This is a genomic window from Amycolatopsis thermophila (assembly GCF_030814215.1).
GTDB lineage: Bacteria > Actinomycetota > Actinomycetes > Mycobacteriales > Pseudonocardiaceae > Amycolatopsis_E > Amycolatopsis_E thermophila.
The window spans coordinates 3,668,171-3,692,922 of sequence record NZ_JAUSUT010000001.1 but is presented as its reverse complement, the minus strand read 5'-3'; the positions used below and the strand labels follow the sequence as shown (position 1 = coordinate 3,692,922).

At 72.0% G+C, this 24,752-nt stretch carries 31 protein-coding genes; 10 read left to right on the top strand and 21 right to left on the bottom strand.

The window, feature by feature from the left end; all coding sequences use genetic code 11:
- Window positions 1-2: 2 nt before the first annotated feature.
- Genes FB470_RS18180 through FB470_RS18135 form a run of 10 tightly spaced genes read right to left on the bottom strand, consistent with a single transcriptional unit; the run spans window position 3 to window position 7,924 of the window.
- Window positions 3-566, bottom strand: a complete 564-nt coding sequence (locus FB470_RS18180) for a nucleotidyltransferase family protein (RefSeq protein ID WP_306993084.1) — start codon at window positions 564-566, stop codon at window positions 3-5.
- A complete protein-coding gene (locus FB470_RS18175) occupies window positions 559-1,356 on the bottom strand; it encodes an IclR family transcriptional regulator (RefSeq protein ID WP_306993082.1) in 798 nt (265 codons plus the stop codon). The genes FB470_RS18180 and FB470_RS18175 overlap by 8 nt, the downstream gene beginning before the upstream one ends.
- A gap of 10 nt (window positions 1,357-1,366) precedes the next feature.
- On the bottom strand, window positions 1,367-1,771 hold the full coding sequence (pcaC, locus tag FB470_RS18170; RefSeq protein WP_306993080.1) for a 4-carboxymuconolactone decarboxylase: 405 nt from the start codon (window positions 1,769-1,771) through the stop codon (window positions 1,367-1,369).
- Window positions 1,768-2,538 (bottom strand): 3-oxoadipate enol-lactonase, encoded by a 771-nt coding sequence (pcaD, locus tag FB470_RS18165; protein ID WP_306993079.1) that lies wholly within the window; start codon window positions 2,536-2,538, stop codon window positions 1,768-1,770. Before pcaD ends, pcaC begins: the two co-directional genes overlap by 4 nt.
- The gene (pcaB, locus tag FB470_RS18160; protein ID WP_306993077.1) at window positions 2,535-3,869 is read right to left on the bottom strand and encodes a 3-carboxy-cis,cis-muconate cycloisomerase; all 1,335 of its coding nucleotides are present in this window, start codon (window positions 3,867-3,869) and stop codon (window positions 2,535-2,537) included. The genes pcaD and pcaB overlap by 4 nt, the downstream gene beginning before the upstream one ends.
- A complete protein-coding gene (gene pcaG / locus FB470_RS18155; RefSeq protein ID WP_306993075.1) occupies window positions 3,862-4,407 on the bottom strand; it encodes a protocatechuate 3,4-dioxygenase subunit alpha in 546 nt (181 codons plus the stop codon). Before pcaG ends, pcaB begins: the two co-directional genes overlap by 8 nt.
- Complete coding sequence (pcaH, locus tag FB470_RS18150; protein ID WP_306993072.1) at window positions 4,404-5,147, bottom strand: protocatechuate 3,4-dioxygenase subunit beta; 744 nt, start codon at window positions 5,145-5,147, stop codon at window positions 4,404-4,406. The genes pcaG and pcaH overlap by 4 nt, the downstream gene beginning before the upstream one ends.
- Before the next feature lie 19 nt (window positions 5,148-5,166).
- A complete protein-coding gene (locus FB470_RS18145; RefSeq protein ID WP_306993069.1) occupies window positions 5,167-6,342 on the bottom strand; it encodes a thiolase family protein in 1,176 nt (391 codons plus the stop codon).
- On the bottom strand, window positions 6,342-7,070 hold the full coding sequence (locus FB470_RS18140; protein WP_306999338.1) for a CoA-transferase subunit beta: 729 nt from the start codon (window positions 7,068-7,070) through the stop codon (window positions 6,342-6,344). Before FB470_RS18140 ends, FB470_RS18145 begins: the two co-directional genes overlap by 1 nt.
- Before the next feature lie 35 nt (window positions 7,071-7,105).
- Complete coding sequence (locus tag FB470_RS18135) at window positions 7,106-7,924, bottom strand: CoA transferase subunit A (RefSeq protein WP_306993067.1); 819 nt, start codon at window positions 7,922-7,924, stop codon at window positions 7,106-7,108.
- 86 nt (window positions 7,925-8,010) lie between these two features.
- On the opposite strand from FB470_RS18135, the gene FB470_RS18130 reads away from it, so the two are divergent.
- The 3 genes from FB470_RS18130 to FB470_RS18120 are packed head-to-tail and all read left to right on the top strand — an operon-like array spanning window position 8,011 to window position 9,888.
- Entirely contained in the window at window positions 8,011-8,187 is a 177-nt protein-coding gene (locus FB470_RS18130; RefSeq protein WP_306993066.1) for a hypothetical protein, read from the top strand.
- A 24-nt stretch (window positions 8,188-8,211) separates the two neighbouring features.
- Complete coding sequence (locus FB470_RS18125; protein ID WP_306993064.1) at window positions 8,212-9,186, top strand: 2-hydroxyacid dehydrogenase; 975 nt, start codon at window positions 8,212-8,214, stop codon at window positions 9,184-9,186.
- A 9-nt stretch (window positions 9,187-9,195) separates the two neighbouring features.
- Window positions 9,196-9,888: an HAD family hydrolase gene (locus FB470_RS18120; protein ID WP_306993062.1), complete on the top strand. Its 693-nt coding sequence runs from the start codon at window positions 9,196-9,198 to the stop codon at window positions 9,886-9,888.
- A gap of 53 nt (window positions 9,889-9,941) precedes the next feature.
- On the opposite strand, the gene FB470_RS18115 is transcribed toward FB470_RS18120, so the two are convergent.
- A complete protein-coding gene (locus FB470_RS18115; protein ID WP_306993060.1) occupies window positions 9,942-10,250 on the bottom strand; it encodes a HesB/IscA family protein in 309 nt (102 codons plus the stop codon).
- 133 nt (window positions 10,251-10,383) lie between these two features.
- The gene (locus tag FB470_RS18110) at window positions 10,384-10,779 is read right to left on the bottom strand and encodes a hypothetical protein (RefSeq protein ID WP_306993057.1); all 396 of its coding nucleotides are present in this window, start codon (window positions 10,777-10,779) and stop codon (window positions 10,384-10,386) included.
- A 123-nt stretch (window positions 10,780-10,902) separates the two neighbouring features.
- Between FB470_RS18110 and FB470_RS18105 the strand changes: the two genes are divergently transcribed.
- Complete coding sequence (locus FB470_RS18105) at window positions 10,903-11,352, top strand: GtrA domain-containing protein (protein ID WP_306993055.1); 450 nt, start codon at window positions 10,903-10,905, stop codon at window positions 11,350-11,352.
- Window positions 11,353-11,654: 302 nt separating this feature from the next.
- The gene (gene shbA / locus FB470_RS18100; protein ID WP_370876488.1) at window positions 11,655-12,323 is read left to right on the top strand and encodes an RNA polymerase sigma factor ShbA; all 669 of its coding nucleotides are present in this window, start codon (window positions 11,655-11,657) and stop codon (window positions 12,321-12,323) included.
- Between the two features lie 191 nt (window positions 12,324-12,514).
- Here the strand turns inward: shbA and FB470_RS18095 are convergent, their stop codons facing one another.
- From FB470_RS18095 to FB470_RS18080, 4 genes are read right to left on the bottom strand one after another with little or no spacing between them, the layout of a single operon-like run.
- Window positions 12,515-13,498, bottom strand: a complete 984-nt coding sequence (locus tag FB470_RS18095; protein ID WP_306993051.1) for a TIGR03557 family F420-dependent LLM class oxidoreductase — start codon at window positions 13,496-13,498, stop codon at window positions 12,515-12,517.
- Window positions 13,477-13,806, bottom strand: a complete 330-nt coding sequence (locus FB470_RS18090) for a WhiB family transcriptional regulator (RefSeq protein ID WP_306993049.1) — start codon at window positions 13,804-13,806, stop codon at window positions 13,477-13,479. Before FB470_RS18090 ends, FB470_RS18095 begins: the two co-directional genes overlap by 22 nt.
- Window positions 13,807-13,846: 40 nt before the next feature.
- Window positions 13,847-14,359, bottom strand: coding sequence for a GNAT family N-acetyltransferase (locus FB470_RS18085; protein ID WP_306993047.1), 513 nt, complete (start codon window positions 14,357-14,359; stop codon window positions 13,847-13,849).
- Window positions 14,360-14,404: 45 nt separating this feature from the next.
- Entirely contained in the window at window positions 14,405-14,755 is a 351-nt protein-coding gene (locus FB470_RS18080) for a VOC family protein (RefSeq protein ID WP_306993045.1), read from the bottom strand.
- 34 nt (window positions 14,756-14,789) lie between these two features.
- Between FB470_RS18080 and FB470_RS18075 the strand changes: the two genes are divergently transcribed.
- Window positions 14,790-15,944: a saccharopine dehydrogenase family protein gene (locus tag FB470_RS18075; protein WP_306993043.1), complete on the top strand. Its 1,155-nt coding sequence runs from the start codon at window positions 14,790-14,792 to the stop codon at window positions 15,942-15,944.
- 79 nt (window positions 15,945-16,023) lie between these two features.
- Entirely contained in the window at window positions 16,024-16,701 is a 678-nt protein-coding gene (locus FB470_RS18070) for a TetR/AcrR family transcriptional regulator (RefSeq protein ID WP_306993041.1), read from the top strand.
- A 405-nt stretch (window positions 16,702-17,106) separates the two neighbouring features.
- Here the strand turns inward: FB470_RS18070 and FB470_RS18065 are convergent, their stop codons facing one another.
- Entirely contained in the window at window positions 17,107-17,607 is a 501-nt protein-coding gene (locus tag FB470_RS18065; RefSeq protein WP_306993039.1) for a metallophosphoesterase family protein, read from the bottom strand.
- A gap of 96 nt (window positions 17,608-17,703) precedes the next feature.
- Here FB470_RS18065 and FB470_RS18060 point away from each other — a divergent pair, with 96 nt between their 5' ends.
- Window positions 17,704-19,488: a VanW family protein gene (locus tag FB470_RS18060; RefSeq protein WP_306993038.1), complete on the top strand. Its 1,785-nt coding sequence runs from the start codon at window positions 17,704-17,706 to the stop codon at window positions 19,486-19,488.
- Between the two features lie 53 nt (window positions 19,489-19,541).
- Here FB470_RS18060 and FB470_RS18055 read toward each other — a convergent pair whose 3' ends face one another.
- A complete protein-coding gene (locus tag FB470_RS18055) occupies window positions 19,542-20,261 on the bottom strand; it encodes a TetR/AcrR family transcriptional regulator (protein ID WP_306993037.1) in 720 nt (239 codons plus the stop codon).
- Window positions 20,262-20,388: 127 nt separating this feature from the next.
- On the opposite strand from FB470_RS18055, the gene FB470_RS18050 reads away from it, so the two are divergent.
- Complete coding sequence (locus FB470_RS18050) at window positions 20,389-20,580, top strand: DUF5302 domain-containing protein (RefSeq protein ID WP_306993036.1); 192 nt, start codon at window positions 20,389-20,391, stop codon at window positions 20,578-20,580.
- A 98-nt stretch (window positions 20,581-20,678) separates the two neighbouring features.
- Here the strand turns inward: FB470_RS18050 and FB470_RS18045 are convergent, their stop codons facing one another.
- A complete protein-coding gene (locus FB470_RS18045) occupies window positions 20,679-21,755 on the bottom strand; it encodes a Glu/Leu/Phe/Val family dehydrogenase (protein ID WP_306993034.1) in 1,077 nt (358 codons plus the stop codon).
- A 153-nt stretch (window positions 21,756-21,908) separates the two neighbouring features.
- On the opposite strand from FB470_RS18045, the gene FB470_RS18040 reads away from it, so the two are divergent.
- Entirely contained in the window at window positions 21,909-22,637 is a 729-nt protein-coding gene (locus tag FB470_RS18040; RefSeq protein ID WP_306993033.1) for an alpha/beta fold hydrolase, read from the top strand.
- Here the strand turns inward: FB470_RS18040 and FB470_RS18035 are convergent.
- Together FB470_RS18035 and FB470_RS18030 are read right to left on the bottom strand one after the other, a co-directional pair.
- Window positions 22,611-23,357 (bottom strand): tryptophan 2,3-dioxygenase, encoded by a 747-nt coding sequence (locus tag FB470_RS18035; RefSeq protein ID WP_306993031.1) that lies wholly within the window; start codon window positions 23,355-23,357, stop codon window positions 22,611-22,613. The genes FB470_RS18040 and FB470_RS18035 overlap by 27 nt on opposite strands.
- A complete protein-coding gene (locus FB470_RS18030; protein ID WP_306993029.1) occupies window positions 23,354-24,706 on the bottom strand; it encodes a TrpB-like pyridoxal phosphate-dependent enzyme in 1,353 nt (450 codons plus the stop codon). Before FB470_RS18030 ends, FB470_RS18035 begins: the two co-directional genes overlap by 4 nt.
- Between the last annotated feature and the right edge of the window lie 46 nt (window positions 24,707-24,752).

Here is a 24,752-nt window from a genome sequence, read left to right as displayed (position 1 = left end):
CCTCAGGCGCGCAGGTCCGCGGGCCGGTCGACGTCGCCGCCGCCGCCGAGGTCGGCGCACTCGACCAGCGTCAGGTCCGGCCGGCCGCGCAGCCAGTCGCGGGCGCCGCGGTCGCCCGAGGCGCTGTCCGCGACCTCCGCCCACCAGCGGCGGCCCAGCAGCACGGGGTGGCCAGGAACACCGTCGTACGCCGCGCGGGCCACCGCGTCCGGCGCGGCCAGCGCCCGCAGCCGGGCGATGATCCGGGCGTCCACGCCCGGCAGGTCGACCAGGTGCACCAGCACGGCGTCCGCCTCCGGCAGGGCCCGCAGACCCGCCCGCAGCGAGGCGCCCATCCCGGTGGCCCAGTCCGGCGAATCGACCGCCAGGTCCGGCGACGGCAGCAGCGCACGCACGTCCTCCGCCCGCGCGCCGACCACCACCCGCACCGGCGCGCACCCGCCGTCGGTCAGGACCCGCAACGCGCGGCGCAGCAACGGTTCCCCGTCGAGCTCGACCAGCGCCTTGGGCTTGCCGAACCGGCGCCCGGCGCCGGCCGCGAGCAGCAGGCCGGCGCACTCAGCCACGGCGCGCCTGCGCGGGTGCGACGGCCAGGTCGTCCTCGATGCGCTTCGCCGCGGCCAGCAGCGGCGGCACCATCTCCTCGACCACCGTCTCCCGCGACGTCCGGCTCGCGTGGGTGGACACGTTCACCGCGGCGATCACCTTGCCGTGCCGGTCCCGGATCGGCGCCGCGACCGAGCGCAGGCCCTCCTCCAGTTCCTGGTCGACCAGCGCCCAGCCCTGCTGCCGGACCGCGGCCAGCTCGGCGCGCAGCTGCGCCGGGGAGGTCAGGGTGTGCGAGGTCAGGCGCTGCAGGTCGGCCTGCTCGAGGTACTCGGCGAAGCCCGCGTCGTCCAGGCCGGCGAGCAGCACGTGCCCCATCGACGTGGCGTAGGCCGGGAACCGGGTGCCGACGTTGATGCTGACCGTCATGATCCGCGACACCGCGACGCGCGCGACGTAGACGATGTCGGCGCCCTCCAGCACGGACACCGAACTGGACTCGCGCACCTCCGCCGACAACCGTTCCAGGTGCGGCTGCGCGACCTCCGGCAACGTCATGCTGGACAGGAACGCGTACCCCAGCTCCAGCACCCGCGCGGTCAGCGAGAAGTACTTGCCGTCCGTCCGCACGTACCCGAGGTCGACGAGCGTGAGCAGGAACCGGCGGGCCGCCGCGCGGGTCAGGCCGGTCGAGCGCGCCACGTCGGACAGCGTCAGCTCGGGCGACCCGGCGTCGAACGCGCGGATCACGGCCAGGCCGCGTTCCAGCGACTGGACGTGGTGCGCGCCGCGCTCGACCGGTTCCGCCATACCCGACAACCTACTGGGCGGTGCGCGGCTGGGCGGTGGGCTCTCCCATCTCGGCGAGGGTCTTCTGCGCGATGGCGAACGCCTCGTTGGCCGCCGGCACACCCGCGTACACGCCGGCGTGCAGGAGGACCTCCCCGATCTCGTCGGCGGTCAGGCCGTTGCCGACGGCGGCGCGGACGTGCATCGCGATCTCGCCGTGGCAGTGCAGCGCGGTGAGCACGGCGAGGGTGATGCAGCTGCGCGTCTTGCGGTCCAGGCCCTCGCGGGTCCAGATCGAGCCCCACGCGGCGCGGGTGATGTAGTCCTGGAACTTCTGCGTGAACTCGGTGGCGTTCCCGGCGGCGCGGTCGACGTGCGCGTCGCCCAGCACCTCGCGCCGGACCCGCATCCCGGCGTCGTACAGCGCGTCGCTCATCGCGTCCCCTTCAAGTGTTCCAGGACCAGCTCGGTGAACTTGTCCGCCTGCTCGTAGCTGCCCAGGTGGGCGGCGTGGTCGAGGACCTCGAACCGCGCCCCCGGGATGCCCTCGGCGATGACCTGGCCGTGCGACGGGGGCAGGGCGGCGTCGTCGGCGCCGGAGACGACCAGCGTCGGCGCCGTGATCGTGGACAGCCCGCCGGTCAGGTCCAGTCCGGCGATGGCCTCGCAGCACGCCGCGTAGCCCTCGGCGGGGGTGGTCGCGGTCATCTGCCGCAGCTCGGCGGCCAGGTCCGGGTGCGCGGCGATCCAGTCCGGCGTGAACCAGCGGCCGATGCTGCCCGCGGCGATCTGCTCCATGCCCTCGGCCCGCACCTGCTTCGCGCGGCCGGTCCACATGTCGGTGTTGCCCGGCTTCACCGAGGTGAACGTCAGGACCAGCGACCGGATCCGCTCCGGCGCGTGCTGCCCGAGCCAGGCGCCGGTCATGCCGCCCAGCGACAGGCCGACGAAGTGCGCGGACTCGACGCCGAGCGTGTCCAGCAGCTCGACGACGTCGCCGCCGAGGTCGGCGATCGAGTACGGGCCCGGCGGCACCGGCGAGTTCCCGTGCCCGCGCGTGTCGTAGCGGACGACGCGGAACCCGTTCTCCGTCAACGGTTTCACCTGCGGGTCCCACATGTGCAGGTTGCTGCCGATGGAGTTGCTCAGGACGACGACCTCGGCGGCACTGCCGTCGCCGGTGGTCTCGTGGTGGACCTTCACGAAGTTCCCTTTCGCTTCTCGTGCGCGGCCAGTGCGCGCTCGACGAACACCCGCGCGCTGCCGAGGTAGCCCGCCGGGTCGAGCAGCTCGCCGATGCGCTCGCGGGTCAGGTGCTTGCCCACCAGCTCGTCCGCGGCCAGCAGGTCGGCCAGCTCGCCCTCCCCGGCCAGTGCCCGGCGGGTGCACGCGCTGACCGCGTCGTGCGCCTCGAGCCGTCCGGTCTCGGCGGCCAGCGCCGTCGTGACGCGCTCGGACAACAGGGCACCGCGCGTGATGTCCAGATTGGCCCGCATCCGCTCGGCGTCGACCTGGAGCCGGTCCACGCTGGTGCGCAGCCAGTGCACGGCGGATCCGGTGCTGCGGAACAGTTCCGCGAGCGGGCGCCACTCGGCGTGCCACGATCCGGCGGCGCGCTGGTGTTCCTGCGCCATCGCCCCGAGCAGGGTCGCGACGAGCCCGGGCGCCTGCTGCGCGGCCGCGTTCGCCGCCACCGCGGCGACCGGGTTCCGCTTGTGCGGCATGGTCGACGAGCCACCGCTGCCCTCGGCGACCTCGGCGATCTCCCCGACCTCGGTCTGCGCCAGCAGGACCAGCGACCGCGAGATCCCGGCGACCACCCCGGACACCTCACCGAGCACGCCGGCCAGCTCGGCGATCCGGGTGCGCTCGGTGTGCCAGGGCAGGGCCGGCTCCCCCAGCCCCAGGCGACGGGCGAACGCCGACAGCACGGCCGACCCCTGCTCACCCAGTGACGCCAACGTTCCGGTGGCTCCACCGAGCTGGACCGCGAAGCGCTGCGACCGCAACCGGTCCGCCGCCGCGTCCAGACCGGACAACCAGCCCGCGACCTGGAACCCGAACGTCACCGGCAACGCCTGCTGCAGCAACGTCCGTCCCGCCTGGACGGTCCCGGCGTGCTCGCGCGCCAGCTCGGCGAGGCGGTCGGCGCACGCGTCCACTTCGCCGAGCAGCACGTCGACCGCGCGTGCGGACACCAGCATCGCCGCGGTGTCCACAATGTCCTGACTGGTGGCGCCCAGGTGCACGACCCGGCCGGCCTCGCCGCCCACCCGGGCGGTCAGCTCCCGCACGAGCGGCGCGGCGGGGTTGCCGACGCCGACGGACTTCTCGCCGATCGCGGCGGCGTCGAAGCGGCCCGCGCGGGCCACCTCGGCGATCCGGTCCGCGTGCTCGCGCGGGATCACCCCCGCGTCCGCCTCCGCCTCCGCCAGCGCCGCCTCCGCGTCGAGCAGACCGCGCACCCACGCGGTGTCGGACACCTCGGCGCGGACCGGGCCGGCGGCCAGCATCGGGTCGAACAGGTCAGACATCGAAGAACACTGTCTCAGCCCCACCCTGAAGGCGCACGTCGAAGCGGTACCCGTCGTCGGTCTTGTCCGCGACCAGCGTGCCGCGCCGCTCCTCCGGCACCGAGTTCAGCACCGGGTCCGCGGCGTTGGCCTCGGTGTTCTCCGGGAAGTAGATCCGCGTGACGACCCGGTTCAGCAGCCCGCGCGCGAACACCGACACGTCGATGTGCGGCGCCTGCATCGCGCCGTTCTCGCCCGGGATCGCGCCCGGCAGCAGGGTCAGGATCTCGTAGGTGCCGTCCGGTTTGGTCGGGCAGCGGCCGAAACCGCGAAACCCCGGAACCCGGCCGCGCGGGTCGTCCGGGTGGTCGAAGCGGCCCCGCGGATCGGCCTGCCAGGTCTCGATCATCGCGTCCGGGATCGGGTTGCCCTCGCCGTCGGTGACGACGCCCCGGATCCACACCGCGCCCGGCGTGCCCTCGGGCACCACGGTCGGGCCGTCCTCCCAGGGCAGGCCGATCGCGAGGTAGGGGCCGACGGTCTGCGAAGGGGTGGTCATTCGTCTTCCTCTTCCTCGTTCTCGAAGACGGACATCTCACGGCCGCGCACCACGATGTCGAACTCGAACGCCAGCGCCCAGTGGTCGGTCGTGCGGCTGTAGTCGAACCGCGAGATCATCCGCTGCCGCGCCTTCTCGTCCGGGATGGAGTTGAAGATCGGGTCCTGGAAGAACAGCGGGTCGTCCGGGAAGTACATCTGGGTCACCAGGCGCTGCGTGAACGCCTGCCCGAACACGGAGAAGTGGATGTGCGCGGGGCGCCAGGCGTTGTCGTGGTTCTTCCACGGGTAGGCGCCCGGCTTGATGGTGGTGAACTCGTAGCGGCCTTCCGAGTCGGTGATCGTGCGGCCGACACCGTCGAAGTTCGGGTCGAGCGGGGCCGGCCAGTTGTCGCCGGTGTGCCGGTAGCGGCCGCCCGCGTTGGCCTGCCAGATCTCGATCAGCGAGTTCGGGATGCCGCGGCCGTCGCCGTCGAGCAGCCGTCCGTGCACCAGGATGCGCTGCCCCTGCGGCTCTTCGGCGTGCTGGCGGGTCAGGTCGTTGTCGAGCTCACCGAGGCGGCCGGGCCCGAGCAGCGGCCCGGTCACCTCCGTGAGCATCTGCGGCAGCAGAACGAGCGGCTGCTTCGGGTGCCGCAGCGCGGTCGAGCGGTAGCCCGGCGAGTCCAGGGGTGGGTGCGTGCCCTCCGGGTCCCGCCGGTACCTCGGCAGGATCAGCTTGTTGCTCGTCGGTGCTGCCATCGCACGATTTCCTTTCTTCTCAGGCTTCCAGCACGACCGCGAGGCCCTGGCCCACGCCGATGCAGATCGCGGCCAGCCCGTAGCCACCGCCGCGGCGGCGCAGCTCGTAGGCGAGCGAGGCGAGGATGCGCCCGCCCGAAGCGCCCAGCGGGTGCCCGATCGCGATGGCGCCGCCGTTGACGTTGACGATCGACGGGTCGAGCTTGGGCCAGTCGGCGAAGCAGGACAGGCACTGCGCGGCGAACGCCTCGTTCAGCTCGACCGCGGCCAGCTGCTCCCAGCCGATCCCGGCGCGCTCCAGCGCGATCTCCGCCGCCCGCACCGGGCCGATGCCGAACACGTCCGGGTCGACACCCGCCGCGCCCCGGCCGGCGATGCGGGCCAGCGGCGTCTTGCCGAGCCGGTCGGCCGCGGCCTGGTCGCCCAGCAGGACGGCGGAGGCGCCGTCGTTGAGCGGCGAGGCGTTGCCCGCGGTGATGGTGCCGTTCTTGCGGAACGCGGGCTTGAGCCTGCCCAGCGTCTCCAGCGACGAGTCGGCGCGGATGCCCTCGTCGCGGGTCAGGTCGGTGCCGGGGACGGGCACCACGTGGTCGTCGTAGAAGCCGGCGTCCCACGCCTTGGCCGCGTTCTGGTGGCTGCGCAGCGCGAACTCGTCCTGGGCCTCGCGGCTGATGCCGTACTTCTCGGCCAGCCGCTCGGTGCTCTCGCCCAGCGAGATCGTCCACTGCTCGGGCATCTCCGGGTTGACCATGCGCCAGCCGAGCGTGCTCGAGTGCAGCGTCTGCGTGGCCGGCGAGTACGCCTTCTCCGGCTTGAGCAGGATCATCGGCGCGCGGGTCATCGACTCCACGCCGCCCGCGACGACCAGGGAGGCGTCACCGGTGGCGATGGTGCGGCTGGCCTGCATCACGGCGTCGAGACCGGAACCGCACAGCCGGTTCACCGTCGTGCCCGGCACCGACGTCGGCCAGCCGGCGAGCAGCGCGGCCATGCGCGCGACGTTGCGGTTGTCCTCACCGGCCTGGTTGGCGTCGCCCAGCACGACCTCGTCGACTCCCGCCGGGTCGAGGTCGTTGCGCGCGGCGAGCTCACGCAGCACGTGCGCGGCGAGGTCGTCCGGGCGGACCTTCGCCAGCGCACCGCCGTAGCGGCCGAACGGGGTCCGGACGGCGTCGAGAACGAATGCCTCATTCATCACTTGGCCGCCTTCAACTCGCGCAGGGCCGTGAGCTCGGCCTCGGTGGGTGCGGGCGTGGTGGTCAGGTCCGGCGCGACCTTGAGGTCCCAGCCGGTCGCCTCCTTCACCTGCTCGACGGTGACGCCCTCGTGGATCTGGGTCAGCACCAGCTCGGCGGTGTCCGGGTCCGGGCGCATCACGCCGAGGTCGGTGATCACCAGGGTCGGGCCGGCACCGGGCAGGCCCAGCTTCTCCCGGTCGCCCTTGCCGCGGCCGTGGCCGAAGGAGGTGATGAAGTCGACCTGCTCGACGAAGCTGCGCTTGCTCTGCCGCACCACGACGTAGACCTCGTGGCAGTTCGCGGCGATCTCCGGCGCGCCGCCGGCACCCGGCAGGCGGACCTTCGGGTCGGCGTAGTCGGTGCCGATGACGGTGGTGTTGATGTTGCCGAACTTGTCCAGCTGGGCCGCGCCGAGGAACCCGACGTCGATGCGGCCGGGCTGCAGCCAGTAGTTGAACACCTCCGGCACGCTGATCACGGCGTCGGCGGTGTCGGCCAGGATGCCGTCGCCGATCGACGCGGGCAGCCGGGTCGGCTTCGAGCCGAGGGTGCCGGACTCGTAGATGAGGACGAGGTCCCCGGCATGGGTGCGGCGCGCGAGGTTGGCCGCGGTGGAGGGCAGGCCGATGCCGACGAACACCCGCTGGCCACCGGAGAGGGCGCGGGCCGCGGCGACCGACATCATCTCGTCGGACGTGTAGGTCCGCTCAACCGTCGCTGTCACTGGGCCACCTCCGTCGTGAACACCTTCTCCTCCAGCCAGCGCTGGAACGAGTCCCTCTCCCGCCCAATGGAATCCCAATACGCGTAGTACTCGTTGTCGCGTTCCGAGTACCCCGACGCGTAGGACGGATGTGCGCCGCCCGGGACCTCCGCGACCGCGGTGACGGCCCAGGTCGGCAGGATGACCTGACCCGGCACCGGGGTCAGCTCGTCGACGACCTCCTCGACCGTGACCAGGCTGCGCCGGGCGGCCAGCACGGCCTCCTTCTGCACGCCGACCAGGCCCCACATCTGCACGTTTCCGGCGCGGTCGGCCCGCTGCGCGTGGATGATCGAGACGTCCGGGTTGATGGCCGGCACCGCGGCCAGCTCCTCACCGGTGAACGGGCAGGTGATCGTCTTGATCGTGTCCGTGTGCTTGGGCAGGTCGGTGCCCCGGTAGCCGCGCAGCACCGCGAACGGCAGTCCGGAGGCGCCGGCGACGTAGCGGTTGGCCATGCCGGCGTGGCTGTGCTCCTCGATCTCCAGCGGCACCGGCCACGAGTTCTGGACGGCGTCGCGGAACCGGTGCAGCGAGCCCACGCCGGGGTTGCCGCCCCACGAGAAGATCAGCTTCTTCGCGCACCCGGCGCCGATGAGCTGGTCGTAGACGATGTCCGGCGTCATCCGGACCAGGGTGAGGTCCCGGCGCCGCTGGCGGATGATCTCCTGCCCCGCCGCGTGCGGGATCAGGTGGGTGAACCCTTCGAGGGCGACCGTGTCGCCGTCGTGCACCAGCTGGGCGACGGCGTCACGCAGTGACGTTATCTCGGCCATTGAGCTGCTTCCGTTCGCATTCCGCACACAAGTTCTTCATATGAACATAGCTGGCCGACGAGAGCGGCGCAAGGAAAGGTGGATGCATGAACTCACCAGAAATCGACCCGGTGACCGCCGAGAGCGAACAGCAGGACGCCGACGTCGGCGACGAGCACACCGAACCCACCTATCGCGACCAGGCCCCCACCGGCGACGACGTCGGCAGCGACGAGTCCGCCCCCGGAGGTGAGGGCGGTCCAGGCGGGATGGACCCCGGATGACGTCCGGCGTGGAAAGCTGAGCCCATGCGAATCGTGGTGACGCGGCGGGTTCCGGAAGCGGCGATGGTGGTGCTCCGCGAAGCGGGCGAGGTGTGGGTCAACGACGAGGACCGGCCCCTCACGCCTGAAGAGCTGCGCGAAGCGGTGCGCGGCGCGGACGCGGTGGTGAGCATGCTGCACGACCGCATCGACGGCGCGGTGGCCGACGCGGCCGGGCCACGGCTCAAGGTGGTGGCCAACGTCGCGGTCGGCTACGACAACGTCGACGTCCCGGCGCTGGCGGCGCGCGGCGTGACCGTGACGAACACGCCGGGCGTGCTGACCGACGCGACCGCCGACCTCGCGTTCGGGCTGCTGCTCGCGGTGACCCGGCGCATCGGCGAGGGCGAGCGGCTGCTGCGGGCGCGCCGGCCCTGGTCGTTCCACCTCGGGTTCATGCTCGGCTCCGGGCTGCAGGGCAAGACGCTGGGCATCGTCGGGCTGGGGCAGATCGGGCAGGCGATGGCCCGCCGCGCCCGCGCGTTCGGCATGCACATCGTCTACAGCGGACGGTCCCGCGCGAAGCCGGAGGTGGCTTCGGAACTGCAGGCCGATTACCTGCCGTTCGTGGACCTGCTCAGCGGCGCCGACGTCGTCTCCCTGCACTGCCCGCTCACGCCGGAGACCCGGCATCTGATCGACGCCGAGGCGCTGGGCGCGATGAAGCACAGCGCGTTCCTGATCAACACCACCCGCGGCCCGGTTGTGGACGAGGCCGCTTTGGCGGACGCGCTGCTGCGTCGCGAGATCGCGGGCGCCGGGCTGGACGTGTTCGAGAAGGAGCCCGAGGTCGAGCCGCGCCTGCTGGAGATGGACAACGTGGTGGTCACCCCGCACCTGGGCTCCGCGACCGTGGAGACGCGAACCGAGATGGCCCTGCTCGCGGCCCGGAACGTGGAAGCGGTGCTGTCCGGCGAGGCGGCCATTAATGAGGTGCGGCCGGCCGGCGGCGGCTCATAGGGTTCGCGCGTGCGATTCGACAGCCAGGTCCTGATCCTCGACGCCGACGACACGTTGTGGGAGAACAACGTCATCTTCGAGCGGGTGATCGACGACTACCTGGACTGGATCGCCCATCCGACCCTGGACCGCGCCGCGGTGCGCGGGATCCTGGACGACATCGAACGGGCGAACGCGGTCACCCACGGCTACGGCACCGCGGTGTTCCTGCGCAGCCTCGCCGAGTGCTTCGAGAAGCTGCACGAGCGGCCCGCGACGGCCGCCGACCGCGCCCGCATCGAGGAGCTGGCCGCCGCGCTGATCCACCACGAGGTCGAGCTGATCCCCGGTGTCGCGGAGACGCTCGGCGAGCTGGGCACGCGGCACGAGCTGGTGCTGCTGACCAAGGGCGACCGCGAGGAGCAGCAGCGCAAGATCGACGCCTCCGGTGTGGCGCAGCACTTCCAGGAGGTGCACATCGTGCCGGAGAAGCACGTCGAGGTGTACCGGGGCCTGGCGTCGGCGCGGATGCTCGCGCCGGAGTCGACGTGGATGATCGGCAACTCGCCGAAGTCCGACATCCGGCCCGCCCGGGCGGCCGGCCTGAACGCGGTGTTCATCCCGAACGCCCACACCTGGGTCCTCGAGCACGACGAGCTCGACGACTCCGACGAGCGGGTGCTGCGGCTCGGCTCGTTCCGGGAGCTGCTGCGGCACTTCTGACGCATTGAGGGAGGGCGCCGGATCCGGCACCCTCCCTCAGCGGAAGTCGTTGGTCAGGCGGTCGGGGCGTCCGGCTGCGGCAGGACGGCGAAGTTGAGCTGCCCCTGCTCGTCCTGCTGGACGTCGAGCACCTTGTCATCCAGGAACATCGCGGCCTGCGGCTCCAGGAACACCTTCGCGCCCCCGTCCGCACCCACGACCTGGTCCCCGTCCTGGGGAGCCGGGGCGACGGACAGCGCCAGCTGTGCCCCGCTGTCCTGCTGGGCCTGCACGGCGAAGCGCAGGCCACCGTTGTCGGTCTGGCCTTCCTGAGCCGTCAGGGCGCTGATGGCCTCGGCGGCGGCATCGGTCAATGCGAGCATCGTGTCAGTCCCTTCGCGTCACGTGCACTCGTACCTCCGACCGTAGGGGCACACTTCCCGCGGTGCCGCCCAGCACCAGCCGTCATCGGTGATCACCCTGGGTTTCACCAGGTCACCCCTGCTGTGATGGCGGTCACACCGGGTCTTCGTCGGGTGGGGTGCGGATCGCGTCCGGGACCGAGCCCGGCGGGTTGTCCGCCATCTGGTCCTCGGCGTCACCGAGGCTCTGGCCCGCGTCGGGGCCGTACCGGCCCGTGTCGTCCCGGGCGTCCGCCTCGTCGGCCGGGACGTCCTCCGGCCGGACGTCGGGCCGCTCCTCCGCCAGGCGCTGGTCGAGACTCTCGCCCTCGCGGACCTCGTTCGGGGTCGTGCCGTGCCGGTCGGAGGCCAGGTACCGCTCCGGCGGCTCGACGCCCTCCTCGAGCGGGTCGACGCGCAACCGGTCCTCGTCGAGGTCCTCCGCGCTGTTCAGCGCGGCCGGATCGCTCTCCGCCGCGTCGGGGACGGGATGGCCATGAGCCTCACTCATCGGTCCTCCTCACCTGCTGTCGCTGCGGTGGCGATACCCGAGCCGTCGAACGGGCAAACCCGAGATCAAGCTCACGTGCTTGTACAGTACAAATGATTGCTGAGGGTCGGTAAATTTCGAGGTATGACCGCGACGTGGATGAGCGGGCCGGCGCCGGGGCGGACGGCCGACTCCCGCCGTCCGGCCGAGCACCACCACCCGGTCGTCTGGTACGTGGTCGCCGGAGCCCTGACGACCGCGCTCCAGGAACTGCTCTTCGTCGGGGCGCGGCCGCTCCTGGGCGCCCTCACGGCGAACGTCGTCGCGATCGCGCTGACCACGATCGCCAACACCGAGTTCCAGCGCCGCGTGACGTTCGCCGGGATTTCCGCATCACCCGTTCGGCTGCACCTGCAATCGGTCGGCACATTCGCCTTCTACGCGGGCTACGGGTCGCTGGTCCTGGTGTCATTGCACTTGTTCACCGCGGAACCGTCGGCGACCCTGCAGGCGGTCGCACTCGCGGTGACGAGCGGACTGGGCGGGATCCTCCGCTTCGCGCTCCTGCGATGGTGGGTATTCGACCGGGGATGACCTGCACGTTGTCACACGCTGACCAAACGTGTCACGTGTGCGCCGCGTTGATCGTGGGTGCTCGGTTCACGCATTCCGGGAGCGCCATCGAGCGCCGAGTTGCTGCAAATGGGGCATGTACCCGGGATGTCTAGTTGAATTCTGGACTGTCGGGCGCCCACCACTTACGATTACGCACAGTTTCATCGGTGACGGGTCGGCAGGGACCTGAGGGAGTACCCGTTCACCGTGAGTAACACGAAACGCGGGCCCCCGACGGCGACCGGTCGACGGGTCTTCGTTGTGTCGTTGGGGAGCCGACCATGCGAACGAGTGTCCCGCCGAATGCTGCCGCCGGAAGAACCGAGCCCGAGCCGCCTGGGTTGACCCCCCAGGCTTTCCCTCGGGCATCACAGCGGCTGACGAAAGAAGAGCTCGACCCGGTCGTCCGTGAAGCCGCGACCGGCGCGCGCGGAGCCGTCGACCGGCTGATCGAGATGATCAAGCCGGTCGCCGTCCGGTACTGCCGCGCCAGGCTGGGCGGCCGTGATCTGTCCTACCTGTCCGCGGACGACGTCGCCCAGGAGGTCTGCCTGGCCGTCCTGCACGCGTTGCCGCAGTACCAGGACCGGGGCGGATCGTTCCTCTACCTGGTGCACGCCATCGCGTCGAACAAGGTCGCCGACGCCTACCGGCTGGTCTCGCGCGACCGGTCGGACCCGGTGGCCGAACTGCCGGAGCGGCCGCTGGCCGACAACGAGCCCGAGAAGCACGCGCTCGAGGTCGACCTCGGCGACCGGATGACGAAGCTGCTGGCGACGCTGCCGCAGCTGCAGCAGGAAATCCTGACGCTGCGCATCGCGGTCGGGCTGTCGGCGAACGAGGCGGCCGAGGCGCTCGGCATCTCGGCCGGCAACGTCCGCGTCACCCAGCACCGCGCGCTGGGCAAGCTCCGCGCGATGATCACCCGCGAAGGAGACCTGCTCGGCTAGCTGTAGTGCCCAGTGAGGTCGTCGAGGCGGGCGCAGTGCACGTACTCGTATCCCGCTCGGGGTGCGCGGCGGTCGGTCTGGTGCTGATCGCTGCCGCGGCCGCGGACCCACCACCGGGACGACCCGGCCAGCCCGGCCTGATCAACCGGACGCGCCGACCACACCATCAACAACGCCCACGGGCACTACAGCTAGCCGCCGTAGGCCTCGGTCAGGGCGGGCAGGAGCTCCGCGGAGGCGAACTCGAAGAACCCGTCCTGGTGGTCACCACCAATCTGGACCAGCGCCAGATCGGTGAACCCGGCCTCGGCGAAGGCCTGCGCGCTCTTCACGATCGGCTCGACGTCCGGGCCGCACGGGATGGACTGCGCGACCTCGTCGGGCGTGACGAACTGGGTCGCGCCGGCGAACCCCGACGTGCCCGGCAGTTCCGCGTTGACCTTCCAGCCGCCGCCGAACCAGCGGAACTGCTCGTGCGCGCGCTGTTTGGCCGCCTCCGGGTCGGGGTCCCAGCAGACCGGCAGCTGCGCGTACTTGCGCGAGGTGTCCTGCCCCACCTGGGCCCGCTCCTCGTCCCACGCCCGGCACAGCTCCGGCTTGGGTTCGGTGGCGATGAGGGCGTCGGCCACCGGGGCGAACTTCGCGACCGACTGCTTGCCGGACACGGCGACCCCGATCGGGGTGCGCCGCTCCGGCAGGTCCCACAGCTTCGCCGAGTCGACCCGGTAGTGCTGGCCCGAGTAGTTGACGTAACCGCCGTCGAAGAGGTCGCCGATGATCGCCACGGCCTCGCCCAGCATCTCGTGCCGCACGTTCACCGGCGGCCACCCGCGGCCGACGACGTGTTCGTTGAGGTTCTCGCCCGCACCCAGCCCCAGCGTGAACCGGTCGCCCGACAGCAGGGAGATGGTCGCGGCCTTCTGCGCCACCACCGCCGGGTGGTAGCGCATGATCGGGCAGGTCACGAAGGTGAGCAGCTCGACGCGTCCGGTCACCTGCGTGACCGCGCCCAGCACGCTCCAGGCGTAGGGGGCGTGCCCCTGTTCGTCGAGCCAGGGCGAGTAGTGGTCGCTGCACACCTCGAACGCGAACCCCGCCTGCTCGGCGGCGGCCGCGTGCCGGACCAGTTCCCTCGGCCCGGCCTGTTCGGTCATCAGGGTGTAACCGAAACGCACTCCTGCTCCTTCTCAGCGCTCGACAGCAACTGCTTGCGCCGCGTGATCATCGCCCGCCGCTCGGTCTCGTCCAGACCGCCCCACACACCGAACGGTTCTTCCGCGGTGAGCGCGTGGTGCCGGCACTCCACGATCACCGGGCACGACATGCAGATCTGCTTGGCGCGCGCCACGCGGTCCGCGCGGGCGAACCCGCGTTCCCCGTCCGGGTGGAAGAACACCGAGCTGTCCAAGTTCCGGCAGTTGCCGTGGCGCTGCCACTCCCAGGTTTCGGCAACCGGCGCCGGGAGCCGTGACGTGTCCGCCATCTCGACCTCACCTCCGCGACCATCTCAAGTTGCGCGCGGACTACCCCGGTTCTCCGGCGGTTACACCTGGGTGGCGCAACGTCAGCTGCTTCTCGAACCAGTGATCGGCGTACAAGCGCTGTGCCGGGGCTTCGATTTCGCGGTAGCCGTGTTTGGCGTAGAGCCCACGAGCCTCCACCAGATCGCGCCGCGTGTCCAGTCGCATCCGGCGCACACCCAGCTGTTGAGCTGCGGCTTCGGCGGCCCTCAGCAGTTGGTCACCGCCTCCCCGGCCGCGCGCGGAGGGGCGGACGAACAGGCGCGTCAGTTCGGCCGTCGTGACGTCGAGCACCCTGATGCCGACGCAGCCGGTCACCGCATCGTGGGACCGGGCGAGCAGGAACAGCCCGGTGGGCGGCACGAGGTCGTCGCTGGGCTCGTCGGCCATCGCGGCGTCGAGTTCGGCCGCCGTCACGGGACGGCCGTAGTACCGGCTGGCCACGTCGTCGAAGTAGTCGCGCAGGACCTGTCGCGCTTCGGGGTCGGTCACGGGGACCGCCTTGATCGTCCACATGGATCCATGCTGGCCCCGCGGTCCACCGATTATCGCCGGCCGCTGTCAGAGGTCCGCGGCGCGCTCGTGGCGAGCCTCGTACAGGCCGACCTCCCCGCCGCCGGGCAGGCGCAGCCTGGTCAGCAGCCCCCAGCCCGCATCGGTGACCGGTGCCGTGAACTCGACGCCCCGCGCGGTCAGGTCGCGCACCGTCGCCGCCACGTCGTCGCAGAGGAAGTAGAACTCGTGCACCTGCGCACCGCCGGTGGGGTGCACCGCGATCTCGGCGGGCGGCAGTTTGACGATCAGCCAGCCGCCGCCCGCGTCGACGTGCGGCTGCCCGAGCACGTCGCGCAGGAAGGCGCGGTCGGCCTCGGCGTCGTGGCTGTACAGGATCACATGAGCGCCGTTGATCATCCACCCAGCGTAGGGAGCCGTTAGGGTGGCCCGCATGGCTCACGACGTGGTTCTGTTCGGCGCCACCGGGTTCACCGGGCGGCTCACCGCGGCGTACCTGGCCCGGCACGCCCCCGAGGGCTGCCGCTGGGCGCTCGCCGGCCGCAGCCGCGCCAAACTGGAGGACGTGCGCGCCGGTCTCGGGCCCGGGTTCGAGACCCTGCCGCTGCTCTACGCCGACGTCACCGACCCGGCCTCGCTGAAAGCGGTTGCGGAGTCGAGCAAGGTCGTCATCACGACCGTCGGCCCGTACGTGCAGTACGGCGAGCCGCTGGTCGCGGCCTGCGCCGAGGCCGGCACCGACTACGTCGACCTGTGCGGCGAGCCCGAGTTCACCGACCTCATGTACGTGCGCTACCACGCCCGCGCCGCCGAGACCGGCGCGCGCATCGTGCACGCGTGCGGCTTCGACTCCATCCCGCACGACCTCGGCGTGTACTACACGGTCAAGCAACTGCCCGACGACGTGCCGATCCGGGTGCGCGGGCAGGTCCGCGTCGGGGCGACCTTCTCCGGCGGCACCTACGCCTCCGCGCTCGGCGCCGCCTCCCGGCTGGTGCCGATGATCCAGGCCGCGCGGGAACGTCAGAAGGTGCAGCACCGCCCCGAGGGCCGCCGGGTGCGCGCGGTGACCGGCACCCCGCGGCGCGACGGCGAGACCGGCCACTGGCTGGTGCCGCTGCCGACCATCGACCCGCAGATCGTCGTCGGGTCGGCCCGCGAGCTGCCGGAGTACGGCCCCGACTTCACCTACAGCCACTACGCGGCGGTCAAGCACCTGCCGGTGCTGGCCGGCGGGCTGGCCGGGCTGGGGGCGGCGGTCGCGCTCGTGCAACTGCCGCCGGTGCGCAGGGCGTTGGGAAACCTGCGCAAACCCGGTGAGGGCCCGAGCGAGCAGCGGCGCGCGAAGTCCTGGTTCACCGTCCGGTTCACCGCCGACGGCGGCGGCAAGCGGGTGGTCACCGAGGTCTCCGGCGGCGACCCGGGCTACGACGAGACGGCGAAGATGCTGGCCGAGTCCGCGCTCTGCCTGGCGGTGGACGATCTGCCGGAGCGCGCCGGGCAGCTCTCCCCCGCCGCGGCGATGGGCGACGCCCTGCTGACGCGCCTGAAGAACGCCGGGCTCGCGTTCCGCACGCTCCCCTCCTGAACCACCCGGACGGGGGATACCGCCGACACGAAGCCCGGCCCGCTTAAACACAGTTCAAAGCGGGCTTTACAGTGATCGCATGGCTCGACTGTCCCGCACCGAAAGTCAGGCTCACACGCGTCGCCGGCTGCTCGCCACGGCCACCGAGCTGTTCCTGCGCGACGGCTACACCGCCACGTCACTGGAGCGCGTGGCCGACGCCGCCGGGTACTCGAAGGGCGCCGTGTACTCGAACTTCCGCAACAAGGACGAGCTGTGCCTGGCCGTCCTCGAGGGGGTGCGGGCGGAAAAGACGGCGGCGGTCGGCGCGGCCGTGTCCGGCAGCGACGGGCTGGAGGACCTGCTGCGCGTGTTCGCGTCGTGGGCCGAGGGCAGCGCGGGCGACCCGGAGTGGATCCGGCTGGAGACGGAGTACCTGCTCAACTGCCGCCGCGACCCGGAGCTGCTGGCCCGCCTGGCGCGCAGCAACGCCGAGATCGCCGAGCAGATCACGGCCCTGCTGGACGCCCAGTCCCGGCGGCTGGGGGTGCGGTTGCCGATGGAGCCCCGGCACGCCGCGTACGCGCTGTTCAGCCTCACCGTCGGGCTCGGCCTGCTGCGCTCCGCCGACCCCGGTATCGGGGTCGAGCCGTTCACCGCGGTGGTGCGCATGCTGGCCCAGCCGGCGGAGGTGAGCGTGCCGGAGGCGCGCGGCCACGGGACGCCGGGGCCGTACGCGCCCGCCGCGGGCGCCGACCGCTCCCCGAACCGGGACTGAGGGGCCACAGCCCGCGACGCCCGTCGGGCACCGGTGGGGCGCCGGTCGGGCACCGGTGGGGCGCCGGTCTGGCGCCGGTGGGGCGCCGGTCGGGCGGTGCCGGCCGCGGAGGGGCTGGGCGGCCTGCGCGGGCGTTGCCCCTCGCCAGACCGGTCCGCACTGCCGAGCCCTCTCCGACTGCGAAGACCGGCCTCGCCGAACCAGGCCCGCGGACCCCACACCGCCAGCGCCAATCAGGCCCCGCAACGGCCGGCCACCTCGCGCGAGCGCGGCCCTCTCCGGACCGGGGGGGGATCGGCGCCCCCGGCAGCCGGCGGCGTGCGGACCGCGCTGCGACGCACCCCACGCCTGCGCGATGCCGCTCGCAGGCGCAGCGGCGGGCTGGTCGGATCCCGGGCCGGGGCGTCACCGCGCCGGGAGCGCGTGCAGCGTCACCTCGCTCAACCGCCCCGCACTGACCCGCGCCGTGAGGTACGTGTGCTCCGGCTGGCGGCGGCGGTCCGTCGGCGATCCGGGGTTGAGCAGCCGCAACCCACCCTCGGCCACGGTGTCCCACGGGATGTGGCTGTGCCCGAACACCAGCACGTCGACATCCGGGTACTCCCGCGCGCACCGCTGCTCGCGGCCCTTCGCGGGGCCCGTTTCGTGCACCACGGCCAACCGCAGGCCGTCCAGGTCCGCCCGCGCCACCTCGGGCAGCCGCGCCCGCAACTCGGGGCCGTCGTTGTTGCCGTACACCCCGATCAGCCGCCTGCTGCGCGCCTCCAGCTCGTCCAGCAGCGCGACGTCCACCCAGTCCCCGGCGTGCACCACCACATCGGCCCGCCCGACCTCCCGCCACACCTGTTCCGGCAGATCACGCGCCCGCTTCGGCACGTGGGTGTCGGACATGATGAGCAGCCGCATGGTCACCGGTGTATCACGGGGCCCCACCCGGGGCAGGCCGCCGGCACCGCCGCCCGTAACCTTCATCCGGGTTGTCCGGATCAGGAGGGGTGAGCCTTGACGCAGGAGCCCGCGTGGCCCACGTCCGACGACGAGCGGACCGAAGTGATGGCCGCGGTCACCGACGTGCTGCCGAAGGTGACGCAGGAACCACCGCGCAAGAAGAAGACCGTCCGCCGCACCGCGATCATCGCCGGATCGGTGCTCGGGGTGCTCGCCGCGCTCTACGCCGTCGACCTGCTGGTCAGCCAGGGCACCGTGCCGCGCGGCGTGACCGTCGCCGGGGTGGACGTCGGCGGGCTCAAGCGCAGCGCGGCCGAGGACGCGCTCCGCGAGAAGATCGAACCGCGCCTGACCCAGACCATCCCCGTGCGCGCCGGTGACGCCACCGCCGCGATCGACCCCGGCACCGCGGGCCTGACCCTCGACTGGCCGTCCACTTTGGACCAGGCGGGTGACCAGCCGCTGAACCCGTTCACCCGCATCGCGTCGTTCTTCAGCGACCGCGAGGTCGGCGTGGTGACCCACGCCGACGAGGCGAAGCTGACCGCGGCCATCGAGGACATGCGGTCCCGCACCGACCGGCTGCCCGTCGAGGGCACGATCCGCTTCGAGGGCGCCCAGCCGGTCGCCGTGCCGCCACGGCCGGGCCAGCAGCTCGACATCGCGGCGGCCGAGCGCGAGGTGCTGCGCAACTGGGCCGCCGGCCAGACCCTGGTCCTGCCCGTGACCACCACGCCGGTGCAGGTCTCGCCCGAGGCCGTGCAGGCCACCCTCGACGGCTTCGCCAAGCCGGCCGTGTCCACCCCGCTGGTCATCCGCGGCGAGGGCGCCGACGCGACCCTGAAGCCGGAGGCGGTCGCCGCGGCGCTGACCTTCGAGCCCGGCGACGGCGGCACCCTCGTGCCGAAGGTCGACAACAACAAGATCATCGAGGCGGCCGGTCCGCAGCTCAAGCCGTCCGAGAAGGCGGGCAAGGACGCGCAGATCGTCTTCGAGGGCGGCCGCCCCACGGTGGAGCCGTCGGTCGACGGCAAGGGCGTCGACTGGAACCCGACCCTGCAGCCGGTGTTCGACGTCCTCAAGACCCCGGGCGCCCACGAGCTCGTCGCGAAGTACCAGACGACCCCGGCGAAGGTGACCACCGAGCAGGCCAACCAGCTCGGCATCACCGAGGTCATCGGCGAGTTCACCACCGGCGGTTTCGCCGCCGACTCGGGTGTGAACATCCGGACCGTCGCGCAGAAGGTCAACGGCGCGATCGTCAAGCCGGGCGAGACGTTCAGCCTCAACGGCTTCACCGGACCGCGCGGCGCGGCTCAGGGTTACGTCGAGGCGGGCGTGATCGAGAACGGCGCACCGGCCCGCGAGGTCGGCGGCGGCATCTCGCAGTTCGCCACGACGCTGTACAACGCGGCCTACTTCGCCGGGATGAAGGACGCCGGGCACAAGGAGCACAGCTACTACATCAGCCGCTACCCCGCCGCGCGCGAGGCGACGGTGTTCCAGAACCCGAACGGCAGCAGCGTCATCGACCTGAAGTTCACCAACGACTCCGACACCGGGGTGGCCATCCAGACGGTCTGGACCCCGTCGTCGATCACGGTGAAGCTGTGGGGCACCAAGCGCTACACGGTGGAGTCGATCCCGGGCCAGAAGGTCGACTTCGTGCCGCCGCAGGAGAAGCCGGGCCCGCCGGAGAACTGCCACGCCTCGGCCGGCGCGCCGGGCTTCACCACGAGCGACACGCGGGTGCTGCGCGACGCGACGAGCGGTCGCGAGGTCAAGCGGGAGACCCGCACCGTGCACTACAACCCGCAGCCGAAGATCACCTGCCCCTGACCGGGTACGCGAACGGGCCGCGCCGTTCCTCCGGCGCGGCCCGTTGTCGCGTCTCAGGCGCCCTTGATCTCGTCCAGGCGCTTTTGAACGCCGTCCAGCACCCGGTCCACGGCGTAGTCGAACAGCTCGCCGAAGTACTCGGTGTTGCGCTGCGGGTCTTCCAGCCGCTCGTGCACGGCCTCGGTGAGGGTCGCCAGCCCGGACAGGTCCGGGTCGGGTGGCGGCGCGCCCCAGCCGCCCTTGATCTGGTCCTTCACCTCGGCGGCCTTGCGCTGGTCGTCCTCCAGCGAGATGAACAGGCAGGCCTGGCTGACCAGCAGGCGGCACACCATCGTGGCCTCCTCCTGCTCGAACCCCGCGCCCAGCAGTGTCCTCATCGCACGGTCCACAGTGGCCCCGCCGGCCTGCACGGAGGGGCCGTTGAGCGCGACCCGCCGGGCGACACCCGGGTACTGCATGAACACCAGGCGCAGGTTCGTCAGGAACTGCCGCCACCAGTCCCGCCACTCCAGGTCGGCCGGCGGCAGCTCGTACTTGGCGATGACGCGGTCGACGACCGCCGTGACGACGGTGTCCCGGTCACCCACGTGGTGGTAGATGACGGCCGGGTAGGCGTCGACCGCGCCGGCGAGCTGGCGCAGCGTCCAGGATTCGACACCGTGCCTGGCGGTCAGCTCGAGTGCGGCATCGATGATGCGATCCGGGGTGACCGCGGGCAGACCCGCCGCGTCCCGCGATCGCGGGCGGCCGGGCACGGGAGCAGACTTCGCCATGGCGTAACACTAGCTCCCCCGTGTCCCACCGCCAGTCAGCGTGGTGGCCAATCGTGACGAAAACGGCTCGCCAAGGCGGGGCCGGCCTGCGAGGCTGGACCGGCAAGCGCGACACCCAGGAGGTCGTATGTCCGAAGACAGTGCTTCACCGGGCGAATCGGAAGACGACGTCAAGCGCAGGTTCCGCGAGGCGCTCGACCGCAAGCAGGCGAGCGCCCGGTCCGCCGGACGCCAGGACCACGGCGGCGGCAAGGGCGGCCACGTGCACGGCCACGGTCCCGCCGCCGGCAAGCGCACCTTCCGCCGCAAGAGCGGCTGACCACCGGTCCCCCATGTGGCGGTGGGTCGCCACGCCACATGGGGGACGTCAGGAATCCTGAATGTGTTTCGGTTTTCCGCGCGGGGATCCGAAGTGGATCAAGAAACGGCGAGGATGGACCGCAGCCGTCCGACCTCGGACATGCGGCGCTCCGCGAGCCGGTCCGCGGCGGTCGCCGGCGGGACGCCCTCGGACCGCGCCAGCTCGAACACCGCCTTCGTCGTCGCGAAGATGCCGGCCGCCTTGCGCCGGGCCCGCTCGAAGTCGAAGCCGTGCAGCTCGTCGCTCACCTGGATCACCCCGCCGGCGTTGACCAGGTAGTCCGGCGCGTAGAGGATGCCGCGGTCCTCCAGCGACTTCTCGATCCCGGGGTGGGCGAGCTGGTTGTTCGCCGCGCCGCAGACGATCTCCGCCGCCAGTTCCGGCACGGTGGCGTCGTTGAGGGCACCACCGAGCGCACAGGGCGCGAAGACGTCCAGCGGGGTGCGGACGAGGGTCGCGTTGTCCGCGACGACCTCGACCGACGGGTGCGCGGCCCGGGTGCGCTCGATCGCCGCGGAGGACACGTCGGTGATCGACACGCGGGCGCCCGCCTCGACGAGGTGGCCGACGAGGATGTGCCCGACCTTCCCGACCCCGGACACGCCGACGTGACGCCCGGCCAGGTCGGGGCTGCCCCACCGGAACTCGGCGGCGGCGCGCATGCCCTGGAAGACGCCGAACGCGGTCAGCACCGACGAGTCGCCCGCGCCGCCGTCGTCGCGGGACCGTCCGGTGACGTAGCGGGTCTCGCGGGCGATGACGTCCATGTCGGGGACGTAGGTGCCCACGTCGCAGGCCGTGTAGTACCGGCCGCCGAGGGACTGCACGAAGCGCCCGTAGGCGCGTAGCAGCGCCTCGGTCTTGGTGGTCGACGGGTCGCCGATGATGACGGCCTTGCCGCCGCCGAGGTCGAGCCCGGCGAGGGCGTTCTTGTAGGCCATGCCCTTGGACAGCGCGAGGACGTCGTCGAGCGCGTCGCTCTCGCTGCGGTAGGGGTAGAAGCGCGTGCCGCCGAGCGCGGGGCCCAGCGCGGTCGAGTAGACGGCGATGATCGCCTTCAGGCCGGTCGCCTGGTCCTGGCAGAACACGACCTGTTCGTGACCGCTTTCGCGGCCGAACACTCCATCCGTCACGGTGGTGACTCCTCATCTGCGACCCGCCGGGCGGCGTTCGTGGCGCCGTGGCGGAGGTGCGGTTGTGGTGGAGCTGCCGGGAAGGTCGTTCCCGTCGGCTTCCACTGGAAAACTTAGCGGTCTTCGGCGGAAAAGCCATGGGAAGATCGAACGATGTACGTGCGCACCGGTGGTACGGACGGGCCGACGCTGCTCGTCCTGCACGGTCTCGGCGCGACCGGCGCCGTGTGGGAGGGCCTGGTGGAGCGGTGGCCGGGTCGGTGGATCGCGCCCGACCTGCCGGGCCACGGGCGGTCGGACCCGCTCCCCCGGTACTCGTTCGGCGGTCTGGCCGCGGCGGTGGCGGCGGAGGTGCCCTCCGGGACGCCGGTCGCGGTGCTGGGGCACTCCCTCGGCGGGGTGGTGGCCCTCACCCTGGCGAGCGGTTGGTTCGGCGTGCGGGTGAGCGGGGCTTGCGGTCTGGGCATCAAGGTGCGCTGGACGTCCGAGGAGCTGGCGCGCGCGGCCGCGCAGGCGACGCGCCCGGCGAAGACCTTCGAGTCGCGGGCCGAGGCGGCCGCGCGGTGGCTGAAGGTGTCCGGGCTGGACGGCCTGGTGCCCGAGGACTCGCCGATCGTGGACAGCGGGCTGGCCGGGGGCCGGCGGCTGGCGCTGGACCAGGCCGCGTTCGGAGTGGGCGCACCGGATCTGGACGGGCTGCTGGCCGCCGCGCGAGCGCCGGTGGTCCTCGCGGCGGGCGAGCACGACCCGATGTGCCCCGCCGGGCACCTGCCACCGGACGCGGTGGTCCTGCCCGGGCTGGGGCACAACGCGCACGTCGAGGACCCGGCCGCGCTGGACCCGCTGCTGGACCGCCTACAGGTCGGCGCGCACCGCCCATAGGTCGGGGAACAGGGGCTTGAACAGCGTCCCCTTCAGGTACTTCGCCCCGGACGACCCGCCGGTTCCCGCCTTGTCGCCGATCGTGCGTTCGACCATCTTCACGTGCCGGTACCGCCACTCCTGCACGCCCTCGTCCAGGTCGACCAGGTGCTCGGCGACCGTCGCCGGGCCGGCGTCGTCGGTGTAGACCCGCAGCAGCACCTTCCGGCGGTCGCCGGTGACGTCGTAACCGTGCACCGACAGGTAGGCCAGGAACGAGTCGAACAGCGACGGCCGCTCCATGGCCGCCTCGATCCGGCCACGCGCCTCGCTGCCCTCCGGGTAGTGCGCGAACGCCCCGCGGTCGCGCCGGCCGAGCACCGCCTCCAGCTCGCGGAACTGGGCCGACTGGAACCCGCTCGCCGCGTCCAGCCGGGTGCGGAAGCTGGTGAACTGGCTGGGCGTCATCGTCTCCAGCACGTCGATCTGCGCGACCACCACCTTCATGATCGTCAACACTCGCCGCAACGTGCGGATCGCGTGCGCGGTGTCGCCCGCGACCAGCTTCTCCTGCAGGAACCCCAGCTCGTGCAGCATCTGCTTGAACCACAGCTCGTAGACCTGGTGGATCACGATGAACAACAGCTCGTCGTGCTCGGCCGACCGCGGGTGCTGGGCGGAGAGCAGGTCGTCCAGCGCCAGGTACGAGGTGTAGGTCAGCGACGCGTGCTCGTCGGTCACGGCAGCCCCGCCAGCGACTCGGCCAGCACCGACTCGGGCAGCTCGTTGTCGGTCATCCGGCCGGACAGGAACGCGGCGTAGGCGGGCAGGTCCAGGTGCGCGTGCCCGCACAGCGCGGTCAGGATCGCCTTCTCCTCGCCGGTTTCCTTGCAGCGCAACGCCTCCTGGACGCACGCGGCCAATGCGTGCGTCGGCTCGGGTGCCGGGATGATGCCCTCGGCGCGGGCGAACCGCACCCCGGCCGCGAAGCACTCCTGCTGCCCGACCGCCATCGCCTCGAGCAGGCCCAGCTCGTAGATGTGCGACAACAGCGGCGACATGCCGTGGTAGCGCAGGCCGCCGGCGTGGATCGGGTCCGGGATGAAGTCGTGACCGAGCGTGTGCATCTTCATCAGCGGGGTCAGGCCCGCCGTGTCGCCGAAGTCGTAGGCGTAGCGGCCACGGGTCAGCGACGGGCACGCGGCCGGCTCGACGGCCCGGATCACCGGGGCGATCTTCCCGGCCAGCTTCTCCCGCAGGAACGGGAACACCAGCCCGCCGAAGTTCGAGCCGCCGCCGGTGCAGCCGACGATCACGTCCGGGCTGTCCCCGGCCTGCTCGAACTGCAGCAGCGCCTCCTCCCCGATGACCGTCTGGTGCAGCAGGACGTGGTTGAGCACGCTGCCCAGCGCGTAGCGGGTGTCCGGGTCGGCGGCGGCCTGCTCGACGGCCTCGCTGATCGCGATGCCCAGGCTGCCCGTCGAATCCGGGTCCTTCTCCAGCACGGCGCGGCCGGCCGCGGTCTCCTTCGACGGGCTGGGGTGCACGGTCGCCCCGAAGGTCTCCATCATGATCTTGCGGTAGGGCTTCTGGTCGTAGGAGGCGCGCACCTGCCAGACCTCGCAGTCGAGCGCGAACGTGGCGCAGGCGAACGCCAGCGCGCTGCCCCACTGCCCGGCGCCGGTCTCCGTGGTCAGCCGCCGGATGCCCTCGGCCGCGTTGTAGTACGCCTGCGGGACCGCGGTGTTCGGCTTGTGCGACCCGACCGGGCTGACGCCCTCGTACTTGTAGTAGATGCGCGCCGGTGTGCCCAGCGCCCTCTCCAGCCGCCGCGCCCGGTACAGCGGCGAGGGCCGCCAGAGCCGGTAGACGTCGAGCACCTCGCCTGGGATGTCGACATAACGATCTTGGGTGACCTCCTGGGCGATGAGCGCCTGCGGGAAGAGCGGCGCGAGGTCGTCCGGGCCGACCGGCTCCCGGGTGGCCGGGTGCAGCGGCGGTGGTGGCGGCTCCGGCAGGTCGGGGACCACGTTGTACCAGGTGGTCGGCAGGTCCGATTCGTCGAGCAGGTATTTCGTCCGGCCGGTCATGGGCGGCACCCCTTCCCCTCGCGCGGTTTCCCCAAGTTAGGCCTGG